This is a genomic window from Weissella oryzae SG25, assembly GCF_000691805.2.
GTDB classification, from domain to species: domain Bacteria; phylum Bacillota; class Bacilli; order Lactobacillales; family Lactobacillaceae; genus Weissella; species Weissella oryzae.
In genome coordinates this window covers 1-15,332 of the sequence record NZ_DF820497.1, presented here as the reverse complement: position 1 = coordinate 15,332, position 15,332 = coordinate 1, and the positions used below count along the sequence as shown (strand labels likewise).

Sequence of the window (15,332 nt, the reverse complement as noted above, 5' to 3'; positions counted from 1 at the left end):
ACTAATGAAAAAGATTGTCGATGGAACGCTATATCATCCGGATGATCCGGCGATTATGCAGGTGCAAAATCAAGCAGTCCGATTATTGGAACGTTTTAATCAAGTGTCAGCTACTGATTCAGTGGAGCAAACGGCACTCTTGCAAAGTATGTTTGCTGAATTTGGTGCAGGTTCGACGATTTTACCGCCATTGCATGCTAATTGGGGTGGCAAGTTTGTCCATTTTGGTCAGGCAGTTTTTGCTAACTTTAATTTGACTTTAGTTGATGACACCGAAATTTATGTTGGCAATCATGTAATGTTTGGTCCAAATGTAACTTTGGATACTGGAACTCATCCCTTGGCAGCAAGCTTACGGCGCCAAGGCCTACAATATAACTTACCAATTCATATCGGTGACAATGTTTGGCTTGGTGCGGGAGTAACTGTTTTGCCTGGGATTACAATTGGTGAAAATTCAGTAATTGGCGCCGGCAGTCTTGTAACAAAAGATATTCCAGCGAATGTAGTGGCCTTTGGCACACCATGTCGAGTCGTTAGAGCGCTTACGGATGAAGAAGTGACAGAACGGAAGTGAGAAAGAAGCATGCAAAACTTTAAGGAGATTTTGGCACGTAAGGATTGGGAAACGTTAGGTGTTACATCAATCAATCGTTTGCCAATGCATACCCCTATGGACTTTGCTGGTAAGCAGTCCTTAGATGGTCAATGGGGATTTGAACATTTCAGTAATGTAGGCTTGTTACCAGATGAATGGCTAGCTAGCCCACAAGCAAGTATAACCATCCCAGTACCAAGTAACTGGCAATTGGAACATCAAGATGCTACCGATGTCCCAATTTATACTAATGTGGCTTATCCGATTCCAGTTAACCCGCCATTGGTGCCAGTTGATACACCAATTGGTGCTTATAGTAAAACTTTTACGCTTGATCCAGCTTGGTTAGCTAGTGGTAACATTCATTTGAGTTTTGGCGCCGTTGGCTCAGCCTTTCATGCATGGTTAAACGGTGAGTATCTAGGGTATTCCGAAGATAGTCGTTTAGCGGCTGAGTTTGATATTTCAACGCTGGCTAAAGCAGATAATCTTTTGAAGGTGGTTGTATTCCGCTGGTCAAAGGGCACATATTTGGAAGACCAAGATATGTGGCGATTATCGGGGATTTTCCGCTCAGTTGAAGTTTTGCACCTTAATGCCATACATTTAACTGATTATCAGATTGTAACCGACCTTGATGCGGACTTTGATCATGCTGAGATTAAGGTTGATAGTCAGGTAAATGGCGCTGAGAAGCAGGCACAACTTGAATTAGCATTATATGACGGTGATGTTTTATTAGACCAGCAGAAGGGTTTTACAGCTAAATTTACATTAGCAGACCCAATTTTGTGGTCAGATGAAATTCCACATTTATATCGTGTGATTTTAACGCTAAAGAATTTGGCGGGTGAGGTTGTTCAGGTTGAAGAAAAGCGCGTTGGAATTCGCCGCGTTGAGGTGCAAGATGGCTTATTGCAAATTAATGATAAGCCTGTATTGATTCGTGGTGTCAATAAGCATGAATTTACACCAGACCATGGTTATGTGGTTGATGAAGCAACAATGCGATCTGATATTCAGCAATTAAAGGCTAATAATTTTAATGCCGTTCGCTTAAGCCACTATCCCAATGATCCACGTTGGTATGATTTGTGTGATGAATATGGGATTTACTTGGTTGACGAAGCGAATATTGAAACGCATGGTATGACACCAGTTAATCGGCTAACTGATGACCCAGCCTGGTTACCACAAATGATGGAGCGCCTAACGCGGATGGTTTTGCGTGACCGTAATCATCCCTCAATTATTATCTGGTCATTGGGTAATGAATCTGGCTATGGGCGTAATCACCAAGCGATGTATGCTTGGTTGAAGAGTTTTGACCCAACCCGACCAGTGCAATATGAAGGTAGTGGTTTGATAATGTCGGCAACTGATATCCTGGTACCAATGTATGCCCGGATGTTTGACTCAGCACCAACCGCACCCAATTCATTATTTACGCTACAAAGCTTACCAAATGAGAATCGACCAATCATTCTTTGTGAATATGCACATGATATGGGAAACTCTTTGGGCGGCTTTGATAAATATTGGCAGGCTTTCCATAAATTCCCCAAGTTACAGGGCGGTTTTATCTGGGACTGGGTTGACCAAGGCTTGGCTAAAGACGGTGATTTTGCCTATGGTGGCGATTTTGGTGACCAACCAAATGATCGGCAGTTCTCACTAGATGGCTTGCTTTTCCCAGATCGAAAAGCTAAACCAGCACTGGCCGAAGTTAAATATTGGCAACAATACTTTATCTTCAACTTAGAAAAGGATGTTTTGGGGCGGGCCCAAGCCTTAACTGTGCATAATGATTATTTATTCCGTACAGCGGACCATGAATCAATCACGCTTGAATTAGTTCAATTTAGCAACCAAGCCCAAGCGGATGCGCAAGTACTCTTTACACAGACCCAAACCTTGGATTTGTTAGCTGGAGCGGATTTACGGTTTGAGTTACCTGAATTTACACGTGATTTGCGTAAGTTCACGGTATTAAATGTGCGGGTTAACATAACCGAGGCGCGACCTAATCTACCGGTTGGTTTTGAATTAGCACATGACCAATTTATTTTAAACCGGCCATTACTGGGTGCTGTAGCAAGTCCGGTTAAGCCAGGTGATTTTATAATCGAACGGGCTGACCATGAGCTAGCCATTCAGGTAGCCGGTCAAACCTTGAAATTTGATGAAACAAATGGTCAACTCATTCACTGGCAGAATGCAGCTGGTGTTGAGCAGTTATTAAGTGGGTTAACTGATCAATTTAGTCGCGCACCGCTGGACAATGATATTGGGGTTTCAGAGGTTGAACATATTGATCCAAACGCTTGGTATGAACGTTGGAAGCAAGCCGGCTATTATGATTTAACGAGCAAGTTACTAGCCTTTGATTTGGTCACCAGCGACCAAGCGGTAACGATTACGAGCCAGGTCAGTTATGATGAAGCCTTTCTTTCACAGAAACACTTTGTCATTACTGCCGATGGCCGTGTAGATTTGCAGGTAGACGTTTGGCGGAGCTTGGATCTGCCAGCGCCGGCACGGATTGGCTTAAGCCTTGAATTAAAGCCAACTGGTACTGATTTTGCTTATCTGGGCTTAGGACCAGATGAAAATTACGCCGACCGGCAGGGAACTGCAACCCTTGGTCAGTATCGCTTACCAATCAGTGGCGCTAATACACCTTATATTTTCCCTAGTGATAGTGGTTTACGGACCCAAGTTTATGCACTGAATTATGGTAACTTACAAGTTACCGGCCAGGCCTTTAACTTTAATTTGAGCCCTTATAGTCAAGCCCAATTACGGCAGGCTCGTCATCGGACTGAGTTGAAAGCAGAAGCGGGAATGTGGTTGAACCTAGATGGTTTCCATATGGGAATCGGTGGTGACGATTCGTGGAGCCCAAGTGTCGCAACCGAGTATCTTTTGACGGCTGGTCATTATAGTTATAATTTGAATTTACGGCTACAATAACCTTAATAATCGCCTGCTCTTGGCCTTTGCTGGAGCAGGTTTTTTAATGTCAGCCATATCCGTGTTCTGGCATTAGAAAAGGGGCCTTTAATCGGTAAGCAAAAAGCTGTCGATTAAAGGCCCCTATATAGTTGTGATAAGTTTTTAATTATGCTCGTAAATTACGTTTGAACCAAGGTGATGCAAAGATTGCAATCCCATCGTTAGCAAGATACATCATATAGGTAAAGAATAGAACCAGTGAAGCATCGCCTTGACCTGCGGTAATTCCCCAGAGGACAACTTGTGCCAAACCTTGCGCAATCCAAAAATAGTAGCTATCTGAAAAGCGGAGCGTAGTTAAGAGGGCACCAACAATTCCAATGGCGGCGGTACCTGAATCAATCATTGGCCGCGGTGAATGGGTAATCTTAATTTCAAAGAAGTATAGCGCTACCCAGGCTAAAATGAATACGAGGGTAAAAGTAATATACCAAAAGCGGGCTGAGAAGCGTTCTTGACGCTCGTTAACTTCTGAGATTTTACGAACCCGAGCATTTACATTTTTAGCCCAACCCGGCATAACCAATACGGGAATATCCAACAAAATAATGTAGACTCCTTGCAAAATTGCATCAGCCGGATTTTTAGCTTCAAGCGCAACAACGATATAGATAATAGCTGAAATTAAACCAAAAACCCCGTTTAATGGGCGGGCATTTGTAATCGCCAGTGTGGTCGTAAAACCAAGGACAGCAGCTAGAAGCGTCCAGATTGCGATTGGTGTAATGGGTGCAGCAATGGTCTGAGCAAGTAAAAAGCCAATGCCAAAGGCTAGTAAAATATAACTAACCGTTGTCCAACCCGACATTTGCTCAACGTACCAAGCGGGTTTAAAGAGGTCAAAAAAGACCGGTTGCGAATTTTCCTCAACGTTTACTTGATGTGATATTTCCATGATAACACCGATTTTGCTAGGCTTGACGCCCAGCCCCTTCTTAAAATCTAGACCTACTACGTTGTAAAAGGCCTTAATTACTTTAACAAAAAAATCCATCTTTGTACATAACTCTCCGTTATATTAATTAACTAATTAAACCATTGACAAACAATTTTGATGTTCGGATAATTGAAGAGACTGAAAGTATAAAAATGATTTAGGCGGAGGAAATAATGGCCTTATATAAAGTTGGTACAATCGTGAACACCCATGGTATTCGGGGTGAAGTTCGGGTAATTGCAACGACAGACTTCCCAGAGGAGCGTTTTGTTAAGGGACAGACCTTGGTAATTGATGGTAAGGTGCCAGTTGAAGTAACGATTCAAACGGTGCGGGCTCACAAGCAGTTTATTTTATTGTCATTTAAGGATTTACAAAACATTAATCTCGTTGAGCAATATAAGGGACGCGACCTATTAGTTGATGGTGAGACCCTAAGTGACTTGGCTGATAATGAGTACTACTATCACGAAATTATTGGTTTACAGGTAATTGATAACGCAACTGATGAAAAAATTGGTGAGGTTAGTGAAATCTTGGAGTTACCAGCCAATGATGTCTGGGTTGTTAAGCGGGCTGGCAAGGATGACCTCTACTTGCCTTACATTGCAGATGTAGTCACGGCGATTGATTTAGACAGTGGGACAGCGCAGATTAACCTGCTAGAGGGGCTTGAATAGCATGCGAATAGATGTCTTAAGTATTTTCCCAAATATGTTTGCCCCCATGCGCGAATCAATTATTGGTAAAACAATTGAACGGGGCCTGGTTGATTTTAACGTGGTTGATTTTCGCCAATTTACTAGTGATCGGCATAATAATGTCGATGACGTTGTTTACGGTGGTGGTCAGGGGATGTTATTAACGCCACAACCAATCTTTTCAGCAATGGACCATGTTAAAGCTGAGGCAGGTGATTTTGGCCGGGTAATTCTTTTAGACCCAGCTGGTAAGACCTTTAATCAAGCAATGGCCGAAGAATTAGCACAAGAGGAACATTTAACCTTTATTGCTGGTCATTATGAGGGTTATGATGAACGGATTCGAACGCTGGTTACTGATGAAATCTCATTAGGTGACTTCGTTTTGACTGGGGGTGAATTGGGAGCGATGGTAGTGATTGACGCTACCGTACGCCTGTTAGAGGATGCCTTGGGGGATGATATGTCAGCGGTTGATGATTCCTTTTCAACGGGGCTATTAGAGTATCCACAGTATACGCGACCAGCTGATTTTCAAGGAATGCCCGTGCCTGAGGTTTTGATGAGCGGTCATCATGGTAAGATTGCGCGCTGGCGCAAAAAAGAGGCGCTACGGCGGACTTACTTACGCCGGCCTGACCTGTTGAAGGACTATTCTTTCACGAAGGAAGAGCGGGAGTTACTCCATGAAGTTGAAGAAGAAGAGTCCGTTGATTAATTAAATAAAAATAATTGTTTACTGTTAATTTAATTCTTGTCTAACACTATGAATTATGGTAAATTTAACTCTGGTGTTTAAAAACCCAAAATATAAAGGCAATCCGCTGGCCAGCTGGTGTAAGATTACCAGAGGAGATTAATTATGCGTCAAAATGCTTTGCTAGAAAAGCTAACTGCCTCACAACTACGTACGGACATTCCTGAATTCCGTGCCGGTGATACTGTCCGCGTTTATGCTCGGATCGTCGAAGGTTCACGCGAACGTGTGCAACTATTCGAAGGTGTTGTAATTAAGCGTAAGGGAACTGGAATCCAAGCTACTTACACTGTTCGTAAGGTTTCAAACGGTGTTGGTGTTGAGCGTACATTCCCAATCCATTCACCACGTGTTGATAAGATTGAAGTTGTTCGTTACGGTCGTGTTCGTCGCGCTAAGTTGTACTACTTGCGTGCCCTACATGGTAAGGCTGCTCGTATCCCAGAGAAGCGTCGTTAAGAACAAAATAAGAAGCAATCCGTTTGGGTTGCTTTTTATTTTGCCAAAAAGATAATAAGCTAAGTTGGCTTGTCATATAAATAGCTGTGGTTTATTGCTTAGTTAACCGCTTACTTTATTTTATAGATAAATTTTGCTACCATTTAGAAATAGATAATTAAAAAGGGGGTCACTGGGCGAATGGGTGCCTTTTACAATATTGAAAGTGGAAATTTGCCAGTTATGCCTCGAGATATGGGAAAAAACTGGCATCAAGATTCAGTTGCGCGCCAAAAAGGTTTCCCTTACTATCATTGGTTGCAAACCGAAAGTGGTGTGGGTGAATTTTTTGTAGGTGAACAGCGCTTTGAGTTACGACCCGGTATGGCGATTCTAATTGCACCAGGAGTACCGCACCGTTATCAGTCGGTCTCGTTTGATCAAGAATGGCGGATAAATTTTGCAACCTTTCATGGACCGATTGTAAATCAATTAGCTGATTATTTAGGTGATCAGACACAAATCTTTTTGGACGTCGAACAAGGGCGTAGACAAGCCGTTATCATTAATCGAATTTTTTACATGGTCCAAGAAGGACGGGGCGATAGTTACCAAATTTCAAATTTAGCCTATGAATTTTTTATTAAGTTAGGCCTTTATCAGCAAGTAACAACCAAGTTATCAGCAGGTGATGATTACGACCGTTATATTACACCAGTGATTGCTTACATTAATGAACACATTGAAAAAGACATTCAAATTTCGGAACTATCAGACAGCTTATTTATATCACCACAATATTTGCGTCGCCTTTTTCACGATTATTTAGGGATGGCGCCGACGCAGTATATTTTGCAAGCACGAATTAAGTTTGCTAAGGGTTTATTGTTAAATAAACATAACTTAAAGATTAGTGAAATTGCAGTTCAGTCCGGTTTTGCTGACCCGCGCTATTTTGCCCGGATTTTTAAACGTGAAATGGGCATGACCCCACTGACATATCGCAAGTGGCAAAATTAAATCAAATAATTAAGGTAAAGTAATTTGGTATAACAGCCAGATTGCTTTTTTTGTTAAATCTACGGGATGAAAACTTATTTCATTTTAAATGGTATAGTTGTGAAAGAGTTTGTGATTATTATATATATGTTTCGAAAGTTACCGTTTTTGCAGGTGTTTTGTGCACATTTTGCTCGTGGATTACAGTAGAATACTGAATATAGTTAATTTTTAGAAATTAATTTTTAAATCCGGCTGATTAAAAAGGCATAATGAATGCAGATTTAACGTTTTAGTTTATGACTTTTCAAATTGGTCTATGTTAAAGGGTGAGGGATATAATGACGAAGAAATTAAATGTATTTTTAGATATGGATAATACACTGGTTGATACCTTACCAGTTTTGGATCGGGCCAGCGCATTAGCCAAGGATTTCGGAGTAGCTAAGCCGGATCAAATTCCAGGCATTTTTCGTTCGCTTGCACCAATTAAGGGTGCAGTAGCAGCAGTGAATACTTTGGCAGAAAGTGCCGAACTCTATATTTTAACGACGGCACCTTGGAATAATGAGAGTGCTTGGTCAGATAAGTTAGCTTGGCTAACCGAGCACTTTGGTAATGGACCAGCTAGTCCTTTTTATAAAAAAGTTATCATGGCTCATACTAAGGATGTTGCTCGGGGGAAGGGTGGTATTTTAATTGATGACCGTCCTTATCATGGAGCAGCCGAATGGCAAGATGACGATTTTAAAACGGTGTGGATTCAATACGGCTATGATGAGCGTTTGACTTGGGATCGCGACTTGCCAGCCTTTTTGAAGTTAGTGGCTAATCTAGCTGCTTCTGAGGACTTAGATGCGCAAACAGCAGTTGCTGCCGTTAATGAACGCTTCAATTACAAATTAAGGGCCGAAGAGGCGACGATGCAACTTTCTGATTGGGAAAAATAAACGAAATTAAGAGGATAAGAGAAAATGACAATTGTTAATCCAACTGAGATGTTAAAAAAGGCCGTTGATGGTCACTATGCTTTGGGTGCATTTAATATTAATAACCTTGAATGGACGCAGGCAATTTTACGGGCTGCGCAAGCTAAGCAAGCACCAATTATGTTAGCTGCTTCAGTTGGGGCAATTAAGTATATGGGTGGTACTAAGGTTGTAGCCAACCTTGTTAAGGATTTAGATGAAGCAATGGGGATTACGGTTCCCGTTGCCTTGCATTTGGACCACGGTGATTTTGATACCGCATTAAGTGCGATTCATGATGGTTTTACTTCAATTATGTATGATGGTTCAGCACTTGATTTTGCTGAGAATTTGGCAAAGACACAAAAGCTAGTACCAGCAGCCCATTGGAATGATGTAACCTTAGAGGCGGAAATTGGTTCAATCGGTGGTGAGGAAGATGGTATCGTCGGCATGGGTGAAATTGCGGACGTTGAGCAAACCAAGCAAATGGCTGACTTAGGGGTGGACCTCTTGGCTGCTGGGATTGGTAATGTGCACGGTCGTTACCCTGAAAACTGGCAGGGCTTGTCACTTGACCACCTAAAGGAATTAGGTGATGCAACTAACCATAAGTTGCCTTTCGTCTTACATGGTGGTTCTGGAGTACCAGACGACCAAATCCGTGAGGCAATCCGTTTGGGTGTCGCTAAGGTCAATGTTAATTCTGAAGCTCAGTGGGCCTTCCATGATGCTTTGCGGGCTTATATCCTTTCTGATGAAGATTTGAAGGGTAAGAATTATGATCCACGTAAGCTATTGAAGCCAGGTGTCGATGCAATTCAAGCAGCCATTGAAGAGCGCATTGATGTCTTTGGTTCAGCAAATAAAGCTTAAGTAATTGAATAATAACGTATGTGAGCTAAACCCCCGTTGATTGGCGTAAATCCGATTAACGGGGGTTTAGTGGTTTTGGAGTTAAACTAGTTAGAAAATTTGGGCAGAAGTTATCGGTTTTTTAAAACAAATACGATAGAATAACTCGAATTTTGATAGATGTTAATCATATTTGTCGGTTAATTTTTAATAAACATTTGATATTTAAGAAAATGCATCCGATAAGCAAATTTCACTAATTGTAAATAAAAAATACTATTTCAATAATAATTTTCGCCATAGGCTTGCAAACAATTCGTGCTAAACTAAGGTTATATTGAGATTTTATAAGCAAGCCAAGCGGAGGTAGTGTGATGATTAGTAATATTGTGACGGTAACTGCAAAGCAGCTTGAAATAGAGCCAACGGGTATCAATAAAATTCTAGGTTTTCAAGGTAAGATGATAATTCCGCTTGCGGATATACAAGCAGTCAAAACTGGGTTTGATGATATGAATAAAGGCTGGGTTTGGCGGTTAGCTGGACTTAGATTCTTTAAAAAATTGACGGGCTTGTTTATGAAAAAAGGTGTCCGTATTTATTTCAACATTAAGGGGCAAGAACAGCCCTTGCAAATTCAATTAGCACAGGGAAAATATAAGTATTTAATTTTAGGGGTTGATAATCCACAATCCTTGGTCAGCCAAATCAAAAAGCGGCAGGCACGTAGTAATTAATATTTGACAGCTTACATTAAATTTTTAAAAGGTCCGTTTTACAAATGAACACATCTTTTATGTACACAAACGCCTTTATATCAACGTTTGTAGCTTGTGGATAACTCGTTTTGTTCAAAAAGGACTCACTAAGGGACTCATTGAAACTCACAGAGCGTCATACAGAATTATTTTAATGAGTCCCAAGTGAGTCCCGTCTTTTAGAAATTAACTAGGGATGTGAATATGTCTGCTGTCTTTGCTCGCATATCTTTTGTGACGGTAGCATAGACGTTAAGAGTTGTGTTTATGTCGTTGTGTCCGACCTGTGCCTGTAATGTCTTAATATCCATTCCAGCTTGGACTGCTAGAGTGACATAAGTGTGCCTCAATCCGTGAATGTTTATCTGCGGAATATTAGTACCCTTGATAGCTGCTAAGAGCCACTTTCTAGGCTGATTTGATGCTATATAGTTATTTAATCGTCTATTAGTAAAAACAATGTCAGAGCGCACACCAGCCTTCATAAATGCTTGTTGCTGAATGTTATGCCATTGCTTAAGCGTTTGAGCTGTTTTTTTATCAACTATCACAATTCTTTTACCAGCCTTAGTCTTAGGTTCGTTAATGATAACTTTGGACTCAATTGGCCGACTAAGAGTCTTGGTGACACTAATATTTGCACCGGTATCAGTAAATTCTATATCCGACCATAGCAAAGCTCTAGCTTCGCTCATTCTCATACCTGTAAAGGCAAGTAGGCGAAGGTATGCATATTTACGATATTTAAGACTGTTCTCTTCATATTTTGATTTGACGGCGTCTATAAAGGCTAAGAGTTCGTCATATTCGTATGAGTCTACTCTATAAGATCGGTCTGGTTTATCAATCGGAGTGGGGTAACGAACATTTGAAAACGGATTAACATCAATAAAATCATAGGAAACAGCAAAATCTAAAATTTTTTTCAGAAATACGGACTCAGCCTTGTAGGCAGAATGCTTTGAGGCTATCCAATCTAACCATGCTTGAATGATTGGTCTACTTATTTTTGAAACTTGAACATTATCAAACCATTCATCAGTTAGCACACTATTTTCTATAAATATTTTGTGCCTAATGATTGTAACTTCACGTTTACCTCGGCTATAATCAAGCATGAACTTATCTATTAATTCGTTCATGGTGATTTTCTTTTGAACCTTGTTGAATGTGCCAGCATCAACCTCGTTTAATATTTCCCGCTCGGCTCTTTTTGCCAGGGTTAGGGATGCAACAGTTTTCTTTTTATTACGGCGTCTGCCAAGTGAGTCAGTGAATTGCACTCTTACTTGGTAGGTGCCGTTTTCTTGTTTCTTGATACTCATAATTGAAGCCTTTCATAATATCGACCCCCATCGAATTATGTATGACCATTTGAGTAAGTCAGAAGGTAGGGAGGTAGTGATTTGCGCCCCCCCTTATTATGCGGGGGTGGCGCAATATTGCGCAGACCTATTAGTTAGTTTAGCGCAGAATTGAGCTAAACCCTTTAGATGACCTAACGGACCACGAGGTCATCTTGAAAGTCTTGCTAGGATGTCAATTAAACCGACACCCTTTATTGTTGGCTACGTAGATCTACTGAGCCAATTTAAACTACTAAATATTGAGGTTGCTGACCTTTCAGCAAGCCCAGTCTTAATTATTCAATAGCTTAGCTTTTTGTTGGTTGAATTCGTCTTCTGTGAGAATCCCAGATTCTTTTAAACCAGATAACTTAGTTAATTCGTCTGCAATGCTTGATGAACCAACTGATTGCTTTCTATCTTTTTCAAAATCATCTACAGAACTATGTAGGGCAGTTTCAAATGCATCTATTTGCTTTTGCACAGCATTCTTTTGTATTGGGCCAATTCCAGAGTTTTTCCCAATAATCGTTACAATCGTTGAATCCTTATCAGCTTTTAACTTGTAAGAAACTTTAGCTTTTAATTGAAAGGATGTTTCTCCAAGTGTCCGATTATTTGCAAATGTTTTGAATGTAATATCGGCCTTGTTCAGAATTTTTTGTGCGTCTTCCAATTTATAAGGCAACGTTTCATCCTTGATTATTTTAGACATGATTTCCTAACTCCTTTTATAATCAAGCTTTTAACGTGGTTCATGTTTGCACGTAGTATGTTAAACGTAATTGATATTTTGATTTGCTGGGCAGAACTCCTCTATGACACTTGTTTCAAGTGAGTAGGGCACACCAAAATACTCCATGAACTTTAAATAGTTGTCGCCACCTTCGTTCATATCCCAGTATCTTTTTAACCAAGATAGTGCTTCATTCCAAGCTTCATGTTCATGCGGGTTACGCTCATCATTATCAGTCCAAAGCAGACGACCAGAATGTTCAAGTTTAATGTGGTAGTATTCTTCAACTAAGTGAAATATCGTAATACTTTCAGGGTTGTATATTAAAACTTTACGAATAGGGTCAACTAGTGATGGAAGACTACTTAGTGGGGCTTGTTCTATTTCCCAATTTAAAGAATGAATTAGTTTAAAAATATCATCAATAATATTGTTCATAGATTTAGTCCTTTTGACGTGGGTATCTTGATAAAATGGCCTTAATAATATCCCAGTCCTCATCAGATATAGAATGTCCGTTTGCTGAGATTAATTCATTTCGTTCGTCGTCTGACACCTCAAATATATCAATTTTCTCCTTTTCCACATTCTTATTGGAGTGAGGATTTTTTTCGTCTGTTTCACCTAATAGGTAATCTACGGACACATTTAAAACGCTAGCTACAGCTTTTACTGAAACTGGACTAGGTGTTTTTGTTTTCCAGTTATAAATTGCGTTCTCTGATAACCCCGCTTTTTTAGCGGTAGTTTGTAGATTGTATCCGCGTTCTTTAGCGGTCTCTCTTGTTCTTTCAAACAATGTCATTGTCATTTTCCTTTTCAATGACAAATCAAAAATAACAATGATTGTAATTTATTGTTGACTATTTTTACAACTGTTGTTATTATTAATTCATCAGGTAATAGTTGCAACAAAAAAACATGTAATATTTAATGTAACTTTGGCGAGGAACGTTAATATAACAGGGTTTATTTGTGCTCTTTAGTATGTCTATATTTTACAATCATTGTAAAAATAATGCAACAATTACCTGAAAAATTACATTAAGTTAGGAGTTAGAAGATGAATCAAATTGATACATCACAATTAGTTGAACTTCAAAATGGAGAAGTTACAACAACATCTTTGCAGGTCGCAATCGCTTCGGGCAAAAATCATAAGAATGTCTTAGAAGCAATTGATAACATTATTGAAGATTTGGGGTCTGCCGAGAAGTCGGCCACCCTCGAAATGTTCCAAGAAAGTACGTATATCCATGAGCAAAACCATCAATCGTACAGAATGTATGTTCTAAATCGTGATGGCTGGACGATGCTAATGGGATACTTCAAAGGGAAACGATATACGATGTTCCGCTATAAGTACATGAAACAATTTAACGCCATGGAAGCCTACATCAAAGAACAGGAACAACATTCGTTTTTTATCCCTGAAACAGTTGATCAACAACTTACCCGTGAGAAGTTAGCTATTAGCAGACAACGTAGTGTAAACGCAAGAAGTCGTGAAGTTCGTGCATGGGCCAAGCTCACAGACAATAGTGAGGAAGTTGCGAAAGCGGTAGCACCTAAAATGCTGAGTCAGCTTCTAGATATACCAGAAGTTGATTTGTTGGAAACAAAATAAAAAGCCCTACAAAAGTAGAGCCTTAGAACCATAATTAGTGTTTATGATTCTTGGAACGCTTTACAACAGCAATTAAACCAGCGCCACAGGCAGTACCAATAACGGCAATAAATGCAGACATAAAACTAGTAAGTAGTTGTTGCAATACGTCTAATAAGTTGAAAAAGATTTGCAAAATAGTGCACCTCCTAGCCGCCCCATTTGTGGATATAGGACGATAACGAGCACAAAATAAAAAGCCGCTTGGTATCCACTCCAACCGACTTTTAAGTGTAGAGGTGCAAAACACTTCGCATTTCTTTTCAACTTATATCCAAATTATAACTAGTTGTGTATCTTAATGCAACAATTACCTGAAAAATTACATTAAGTTAGGAGATAAGCAGATGAATAAATGGCGCCGTTATGGACTAAATGAAAAATTAGATGGTGTATCTAATGAAATAAAAAAAACGTTGAGTTCAAGTGAAATCAATTACTCAGAAGCTTTTTTAATATTAGAAGCTGTAAGTGATGATTTAGATGAACGACAACGTCAAACTAAATTAAAAAATTAGTCTTTATATGAACTTGAATAAAATTCAAGAGCGTGGTCATAGGCTTCAGCAAAGTTAGCAACACCTTCATTTGGATCGTAGAGTCGGTCTTTCTCTTTGCTTTCTCTAATTTCATTTATTGATAAAGCTGTTGCGAACCCTATTGCCATATCATGAATCTTTTGAGTTTTGTCCATTATCGCAAACCTCCTTTCAGAATTTGTAGGGTAAAGTTGCGACATTCACAAACTAAATTGTAACAAAAATTACATTAAGAAAGGTGGTGATTTTATGGCAACTGAAGAAGCAAAGGATACATTGCTGGATAACATTGATAAGTTCAATAATTTTTTAAAACGCAATGGATATGGTCGAGCAAGTGATGGACGAAAACGACTAGTTGAGTATGTAGGAATTTCTGATCAGGCGTTTTCAGCATTGATTAATGGAAATACACACGGCCGAGCTGCATTTAATCGATTAAATAAAATTTTTAATTATGTAGGTTATTCCGGTGATAACTGGATTATTTATTAGGAGGCATAACAAAATGGATGAAGTAAAAATTTTTAATTTTGAACAAATGAATGTACGCACTATTGAACTTAATAATGAAATTTGGTTTGTAGCAGCTGATGTATCAAATGCACTTGGGCTCACCAATGTATCTGTTTCATTAAAGAGTTTGGACGATGATGAACGGGCTAAGTTCAACTTAGGGCGTCAAGGTGAAGCGAATATCATCAGTGAGGCTGGATTATATCGATTCATTGGTACGAGCCGGAAAAAAGAAGCCAAAAAATTTACACGTTGGGTAACTCATGAAGTACTTCCATCTATTAGGAAGCACGGAGCATACCTAACCGATTCAAAAGTTGAAGAAGTCCTAGCTGACCCAGACACGATTATTAAGCTTGCTACACAAGTAAAGCAAGAACGAGCTGAGAAGCTAATGCTGGCACAACAAGTTGCAGAAAGTCGTCCAAAGGCTGATTACTACGACAAGATTATGAAATCAAAGTCCTTAGTAACAATTAGTCAAATTGCAGAAGATTATGGTT

General features: G+C 39.7%; 20 protein-coding genes. 13 read left to right on the top strand and 7 right to left on the bottom strand.

Annotated elements, in window-relative coordinates; all coding sequences use genetic code 11:
- Nucleotides 1-4 precede the first annotated feature (4 nt).
- A complete protein-coding gene (locus TT13_RS08885) occupies nt 5-577 on the top strand; it encodes a sugar O-acetyltransferase (RefSeq protein ID WP_045477076.1) in 573 nt (190 codons plus the stop codon).
- Between the two features lie 9 nt (nt 578-586).
- The gene (locus TT13_RS08880; protein ID WP_027699654.1) at nt 587-3,571 is read left to right on the top strand and encodes a beta-galactosidase; all 2,985 of its coding nucleotides are present in this window, start codon (nt 587-589) and stop codon (nt 3,569-3,571) included.
- Nucleotides 3,572-3,719: 148 nt separating this feature from the next.
- Here TT13_RS08880 and pnuC read toward each other — a convergent pair whose 3' ends face one another.
- Complete coding sequence (gene pnuC, locus TT13_RS08875) at nt 3,720-4,508, bottom strand: nicotinamide riboside transporter PnuC (protein WP_045477095.1); 789 nt, start codon at nt 4,506-4,508, stop codon at nt 3,720-3,722.
- A gap of 215 nt (nt 4,509-4,723) precedes the next feature.
- Between pnuC and rimM the strand changes: the two genes are divergently transcribed.
- The 7 genes from rimM to TT13_RS08840 all read left to right on the top strand — a co-directional run bounded on the left by rimM (nt 4,724) and on the right by TT13_RS08840 (nt 10,005).
- Nucleotides 4,724-5,230: a ribosome maturation factor RimM gene (gene rimM / locus TT13_RS08870; protein WP_027699652.1), complete on the top strand. Its 507-nt coding sequence runs from the start codon at nt 4,724-4,726 to the stop codon at nt 5,228-5,230.
- A gap of 1 nt (nt 5,231) precedes the next feature.
- Nucleotides 5,232-5,969 carry a tRNA (guanosine(37)-N1)-methyltransferase TrmD gene (gene trmD / locus TT13_RS08865; protein WP_027699651.1) on the top strand — a complete coding sequence of 246 codons (738 nt, stop codon included), beginning with the start codon at nt 5,232-5,234 and terminating at the stop codon, nt 5,967-5,969.
- Nucleotides 5,970-6,113: 144 nt separating this feature from the next.
- Nucleotides 6,114-6,467 carry a 50S ribosomal protein L19 gene (rplS, locus tag TT13_RS08860; protein WP_027699650.1) on the top strand — a complete coding sequence of 118 codons (354 nt, stop codon included), beginning with the start codon at nt 6,114-6,116 and terminating at the stop codon, nt 6,465-6,467.
- A 180-nt stretch (nt 6,468-6,647) separates the two neighbouring features.
- A complete protein-coding gene (locus TT13_RS08855; RefSeq protein WP_027699649.1) occupies nt 6,648-7,466 on the top strand; it encodes an AraC family transcriptional regulator in 819 nt (272 codons plus the stop codon).
- A 320-nt stretch (nt 7,467-7,786) separates the two neighbouring features.
- Nucleotides 7,787-8,395 carry a 5' nucleotidase, NT5C type gene (locus TT13_RS08850; RefSeq protein WP_027699648.1) on the top strand — a complete coding sequence of 203 codons (609 nt, stop codon included), beginning with the start codon at nt 7,787-7,789 and terminating at the stop codon, nt 8,393-8,395.
- A gap of 24 nt (nt 8,396-8,419) precedes the next feature.
- A complete protein-coding gene (fba, locus tag TT13_RS08845; protein ID WP_027699647.1) occupies nt 8,420-9,289 on the top strand; it encodes a class II fructose-1,6-bisphosphate aldolase in 870 nt (289 codons plus the stop codon).
- Between the two features lie 353 nt (nt 9,290-9,642).
- Nucleotides 9,643-10,005 (top strand): PH domain-containing protein, encoded by a 363-nt coding sequence (locus TT13_RS08840; RefSeq protein WP_027699646.1) that lies wholly within the window; start codon nt 9,643-9,645, stop codon nt 10,003-10,005.
- A gap of 200 nt (nt 10,006-10,205) precedes the next feature.
- Here the strand turns inward: TT13_RS08840 and TT13_RS08835 are convergent, their stop codons facing one another.
- The 4 genes from TT13_RS08835 to TT13_RS08820 form a co-directional block, all read right to left on the bottom strand.
- The gene (locus TT13_RS08835; RefSeq protein ID WP_052348612.1) at nt 10,206-11,351 is read right to left on the bottom strand and encodes a tyrosine-type recombinase/integrase; all 1,146 of its coding nucleotides are present in this window, start codon (nt 11,349-11,351) and stop codon (nt 10,206-10,208) included.
- Between the two features lie 313 nt (nt 11,352-11,664).
- Nucleotides 11,665-12,087, bottom strand: a complete 423-nt coding sequence (locus tag TT13_RS08830) for an SHOCT domain-containing protein (RefSeq protein WP_052348611.1) — start codon at nt 12,085-12,087, stop codon at nt 11,665-11,667.
- A gap of 60 nt (nt 12,088-12,147) precedes the next feature.
- Nucleotides 12,148-12,546, bottom strand: a complete 399-nt coding sequence (locus tag TT13_RS08825) for a hypothetical protein (protein ID WP_027699645.1) — start codon at nt 12,544-12,546, stop codon at nt 12,148-12,150.
- Between the two features lie 4 nt (nt 12,547-12,550).
- A complete protein-coding gene (locus TT13_RS08820) occupies nt 12,551-12,913 on the bottom strand; it encodes a helix-turn-helix domain-containing protein (protein WP_027699644.1) in 363 nt (120 codons plus the stop codon).
- Between the two features lie 258 nt (nt 12,914-13,171).
- Between TT13_RS08820 and TT13_RS08815 the strand changes: the two genes are divergently transcribed.
- On the top strand, nt 13,172-13,735 hold the full coding sequence (locus TT13_RS08815; protein ID WP_052348610.1) for a Rha family transcriptional regulator: 564 nt from the start codon (nt 13,172-13,174) through the stop codon (nt 13,733-13,735).
- 34 nt (nt 13,736-13,769) lie between these two features.
- On the opposite strand, the gene TT13_RS11340 is transcribed toward TT13_RS08815, so the two are convergent.
- Entirely contained in the window at nt 13,770-13,910 is a 141-nt protein-coding gene (locus TT13_RS11340) for a hypothetical protein (protein ID WP_190279654.1), read from the bottom strand.
- Nucleotides 13,911-14,121: 211 nt separating this feature from the next.
- On the opposite strand from TT13_RS11340, the gene TT13_RS11335 reads away from it, so the two are divergent.
- A complete protein-coding gene (locus tag TT13_RS11335) occupies nt 14,122-14,292 on the top strand; it encodes a hypothetical protein (RefSeq protein ID WP_190279653.1) in 171 nt (56 codons plus the stop codon).
- Here the strand turns inward: TT13_RS11335 and TT13_RS08810 are convergent.
- Entirely contained in the window at nt 14,289-14,468 is a 180-nt protein-coding gene (locus TT13_RS08810; RefSeq protein ID WP_027699643.1) for a hypothetical protein, read from the bottom strand. The genes TT13_RS11335 and TT13_RS08810 overlap by 4 nt on opposite strands.
- Nucleotides 14,469-14,562: 94 nt before the next feature.
- Here TT13_RS08810 and TT13_RS08805 point away from each other — a divergent pair, with 94 nt between their 5' ends.
- Both TT13_RS08805 and TT13_RS08800 read left to right on the top strand, forming a co-directional pair.
- On the top strand, nt 14,563-14,808 hold the full coding sequence (locus TT13_RS08805) for a hypothetical protein (RefSeq protein WP_052348609.1): 246 nt from the start codon (nt 14,563-14,565) through the stop codon (nt 14,806-14,808).
- Between the two features lie 13 nt (nt 14,809-14,821).
- The coding region (locus tag TT13_RS08800) for a BRO-N domain-containing protein (RefSeq protein WP_027699642.1) at nt 14,822-15,332 on the top strand (511 nt) is incomplete at its 3' end.

Bases quoted from the DNA above. Each gene is read 5' to 3' on its own strand.
- TT13_RS08855 (WP_027699649.1), top strand. From the start codon at position 6,648: ATGGGTGCCTTTTACAATATTGAAAGTGGAAATTTGCCAGTTATGCCT.
- rplS (WP_027699650.1), top strand. From the start codon at position 6,114: ATGCGTCAAAATGCTTTGCTAGAAAAGCTAACTGCCTCACAACTACGT.
- rimM (WP_027699652.1), top strand. From the start codon at position 4,724: ATGGCCTTATATAAAGTTGGTACAATCGTGAACACCCATGGTATTCGG.
- TT13_RS08815 (WP_052348610.1), top strand. From the start codon at position 13,172: ATGAATCAAATTGATACATCACAATTAGTTGAACTTCAAAATGGAGAA.
- TT13_RS08850 (WP_027699648.1), top strand. From the start codon at position 7,787: ATGACGAAGAAATTAAATGTATTTTTAGATATGGATAATACACTGGTT.
- TT13_RS11335 (WP_190279653.1), top strand. From the start codon at position 14,122: ATGAATAAATGGCGCCGTTATGGACTAAATGAAAAATTAGATGGTGTA.
- TT13_RS08805 (WP_052348609.1), top strand. From the start codon at position 14,563: ATGGCAACTGAAGAAGCAAAGGATACATTGCTGGATAACATTGATAAG.
- TT13_RS08810 (WP_027699643.1), bottom strand. From the start codon at position 14,468: ATGGACAAAACTCAAAAGATTCATGATATGGCAATAGGGTTCGCAACA.
- TT13_RS08880 (WP_027699654.1), top strand. From the start codon at position 587: ATGCAAAACTTTAAGGAGATTTTGGCACGTAAGGATTGGGAAACGTTA.
- TT13_RS08825 (WP_027699645.1), bottom strand. From the start codon at position 12,546: ATGAACAATATTATTGATGATATTTTTAAACTAATTCATTCTTTAAAT.
- TT13_RS08830 (WP_052348611.1), bottom strand. From the start codon at position 12,087: ATGTCTAAAATAATCAAGGATGAAACGTTGCCTTATAAATTGGAAGAC.
- trmD (WP_027699651.1), top strand. From the start codon at position 5,232: ATGCGAATAGATGTCTTAAGTATTTTCCCAAATATGTTTGCCCCCATG.
- TT13_RS08835 (WP_052348612.1), bottom strand. From the start codon at position 11,351: ATGAGTATCAAGAAACAAGAAAACGGCACCTACCAAGTAAGAGTGCAA.
- fba (WP_027699647.1), top strand. From the start codon at position 8,420: ATGACAATTGTTAATCCAACTGAGATGTTAAAAAAGGCCGTTGATGGT.
- TT13_RS08840 (WP_027699646.1), top strand. From the start codon at position 9,643: ATGATTAGTAATATTGTGACGGTAACTGCAAAGCAGCTTGAAATAGAG.
- TT13_RS08820 (WP_027699644.1), bottom strand. From the start codon at position 12,913: ATGACATTGTTTGAAAGAACAAGAGAGACCGCTAAAGAACGCGGATAC.
- pnuC (WP_045477095.1), bottom strand. From the start codon at position 4,508: ATGGAAATATCACATCAAGTAAACGTTGAGGAAAATTCGCAACCGGTC.
- TT13_RS08885 (WP_045477076.1), top strand. From the start codon at position 5: ATGAAAAAGATTGTCGATGGAACGCTATATCATCCGGATGATCCGGCG.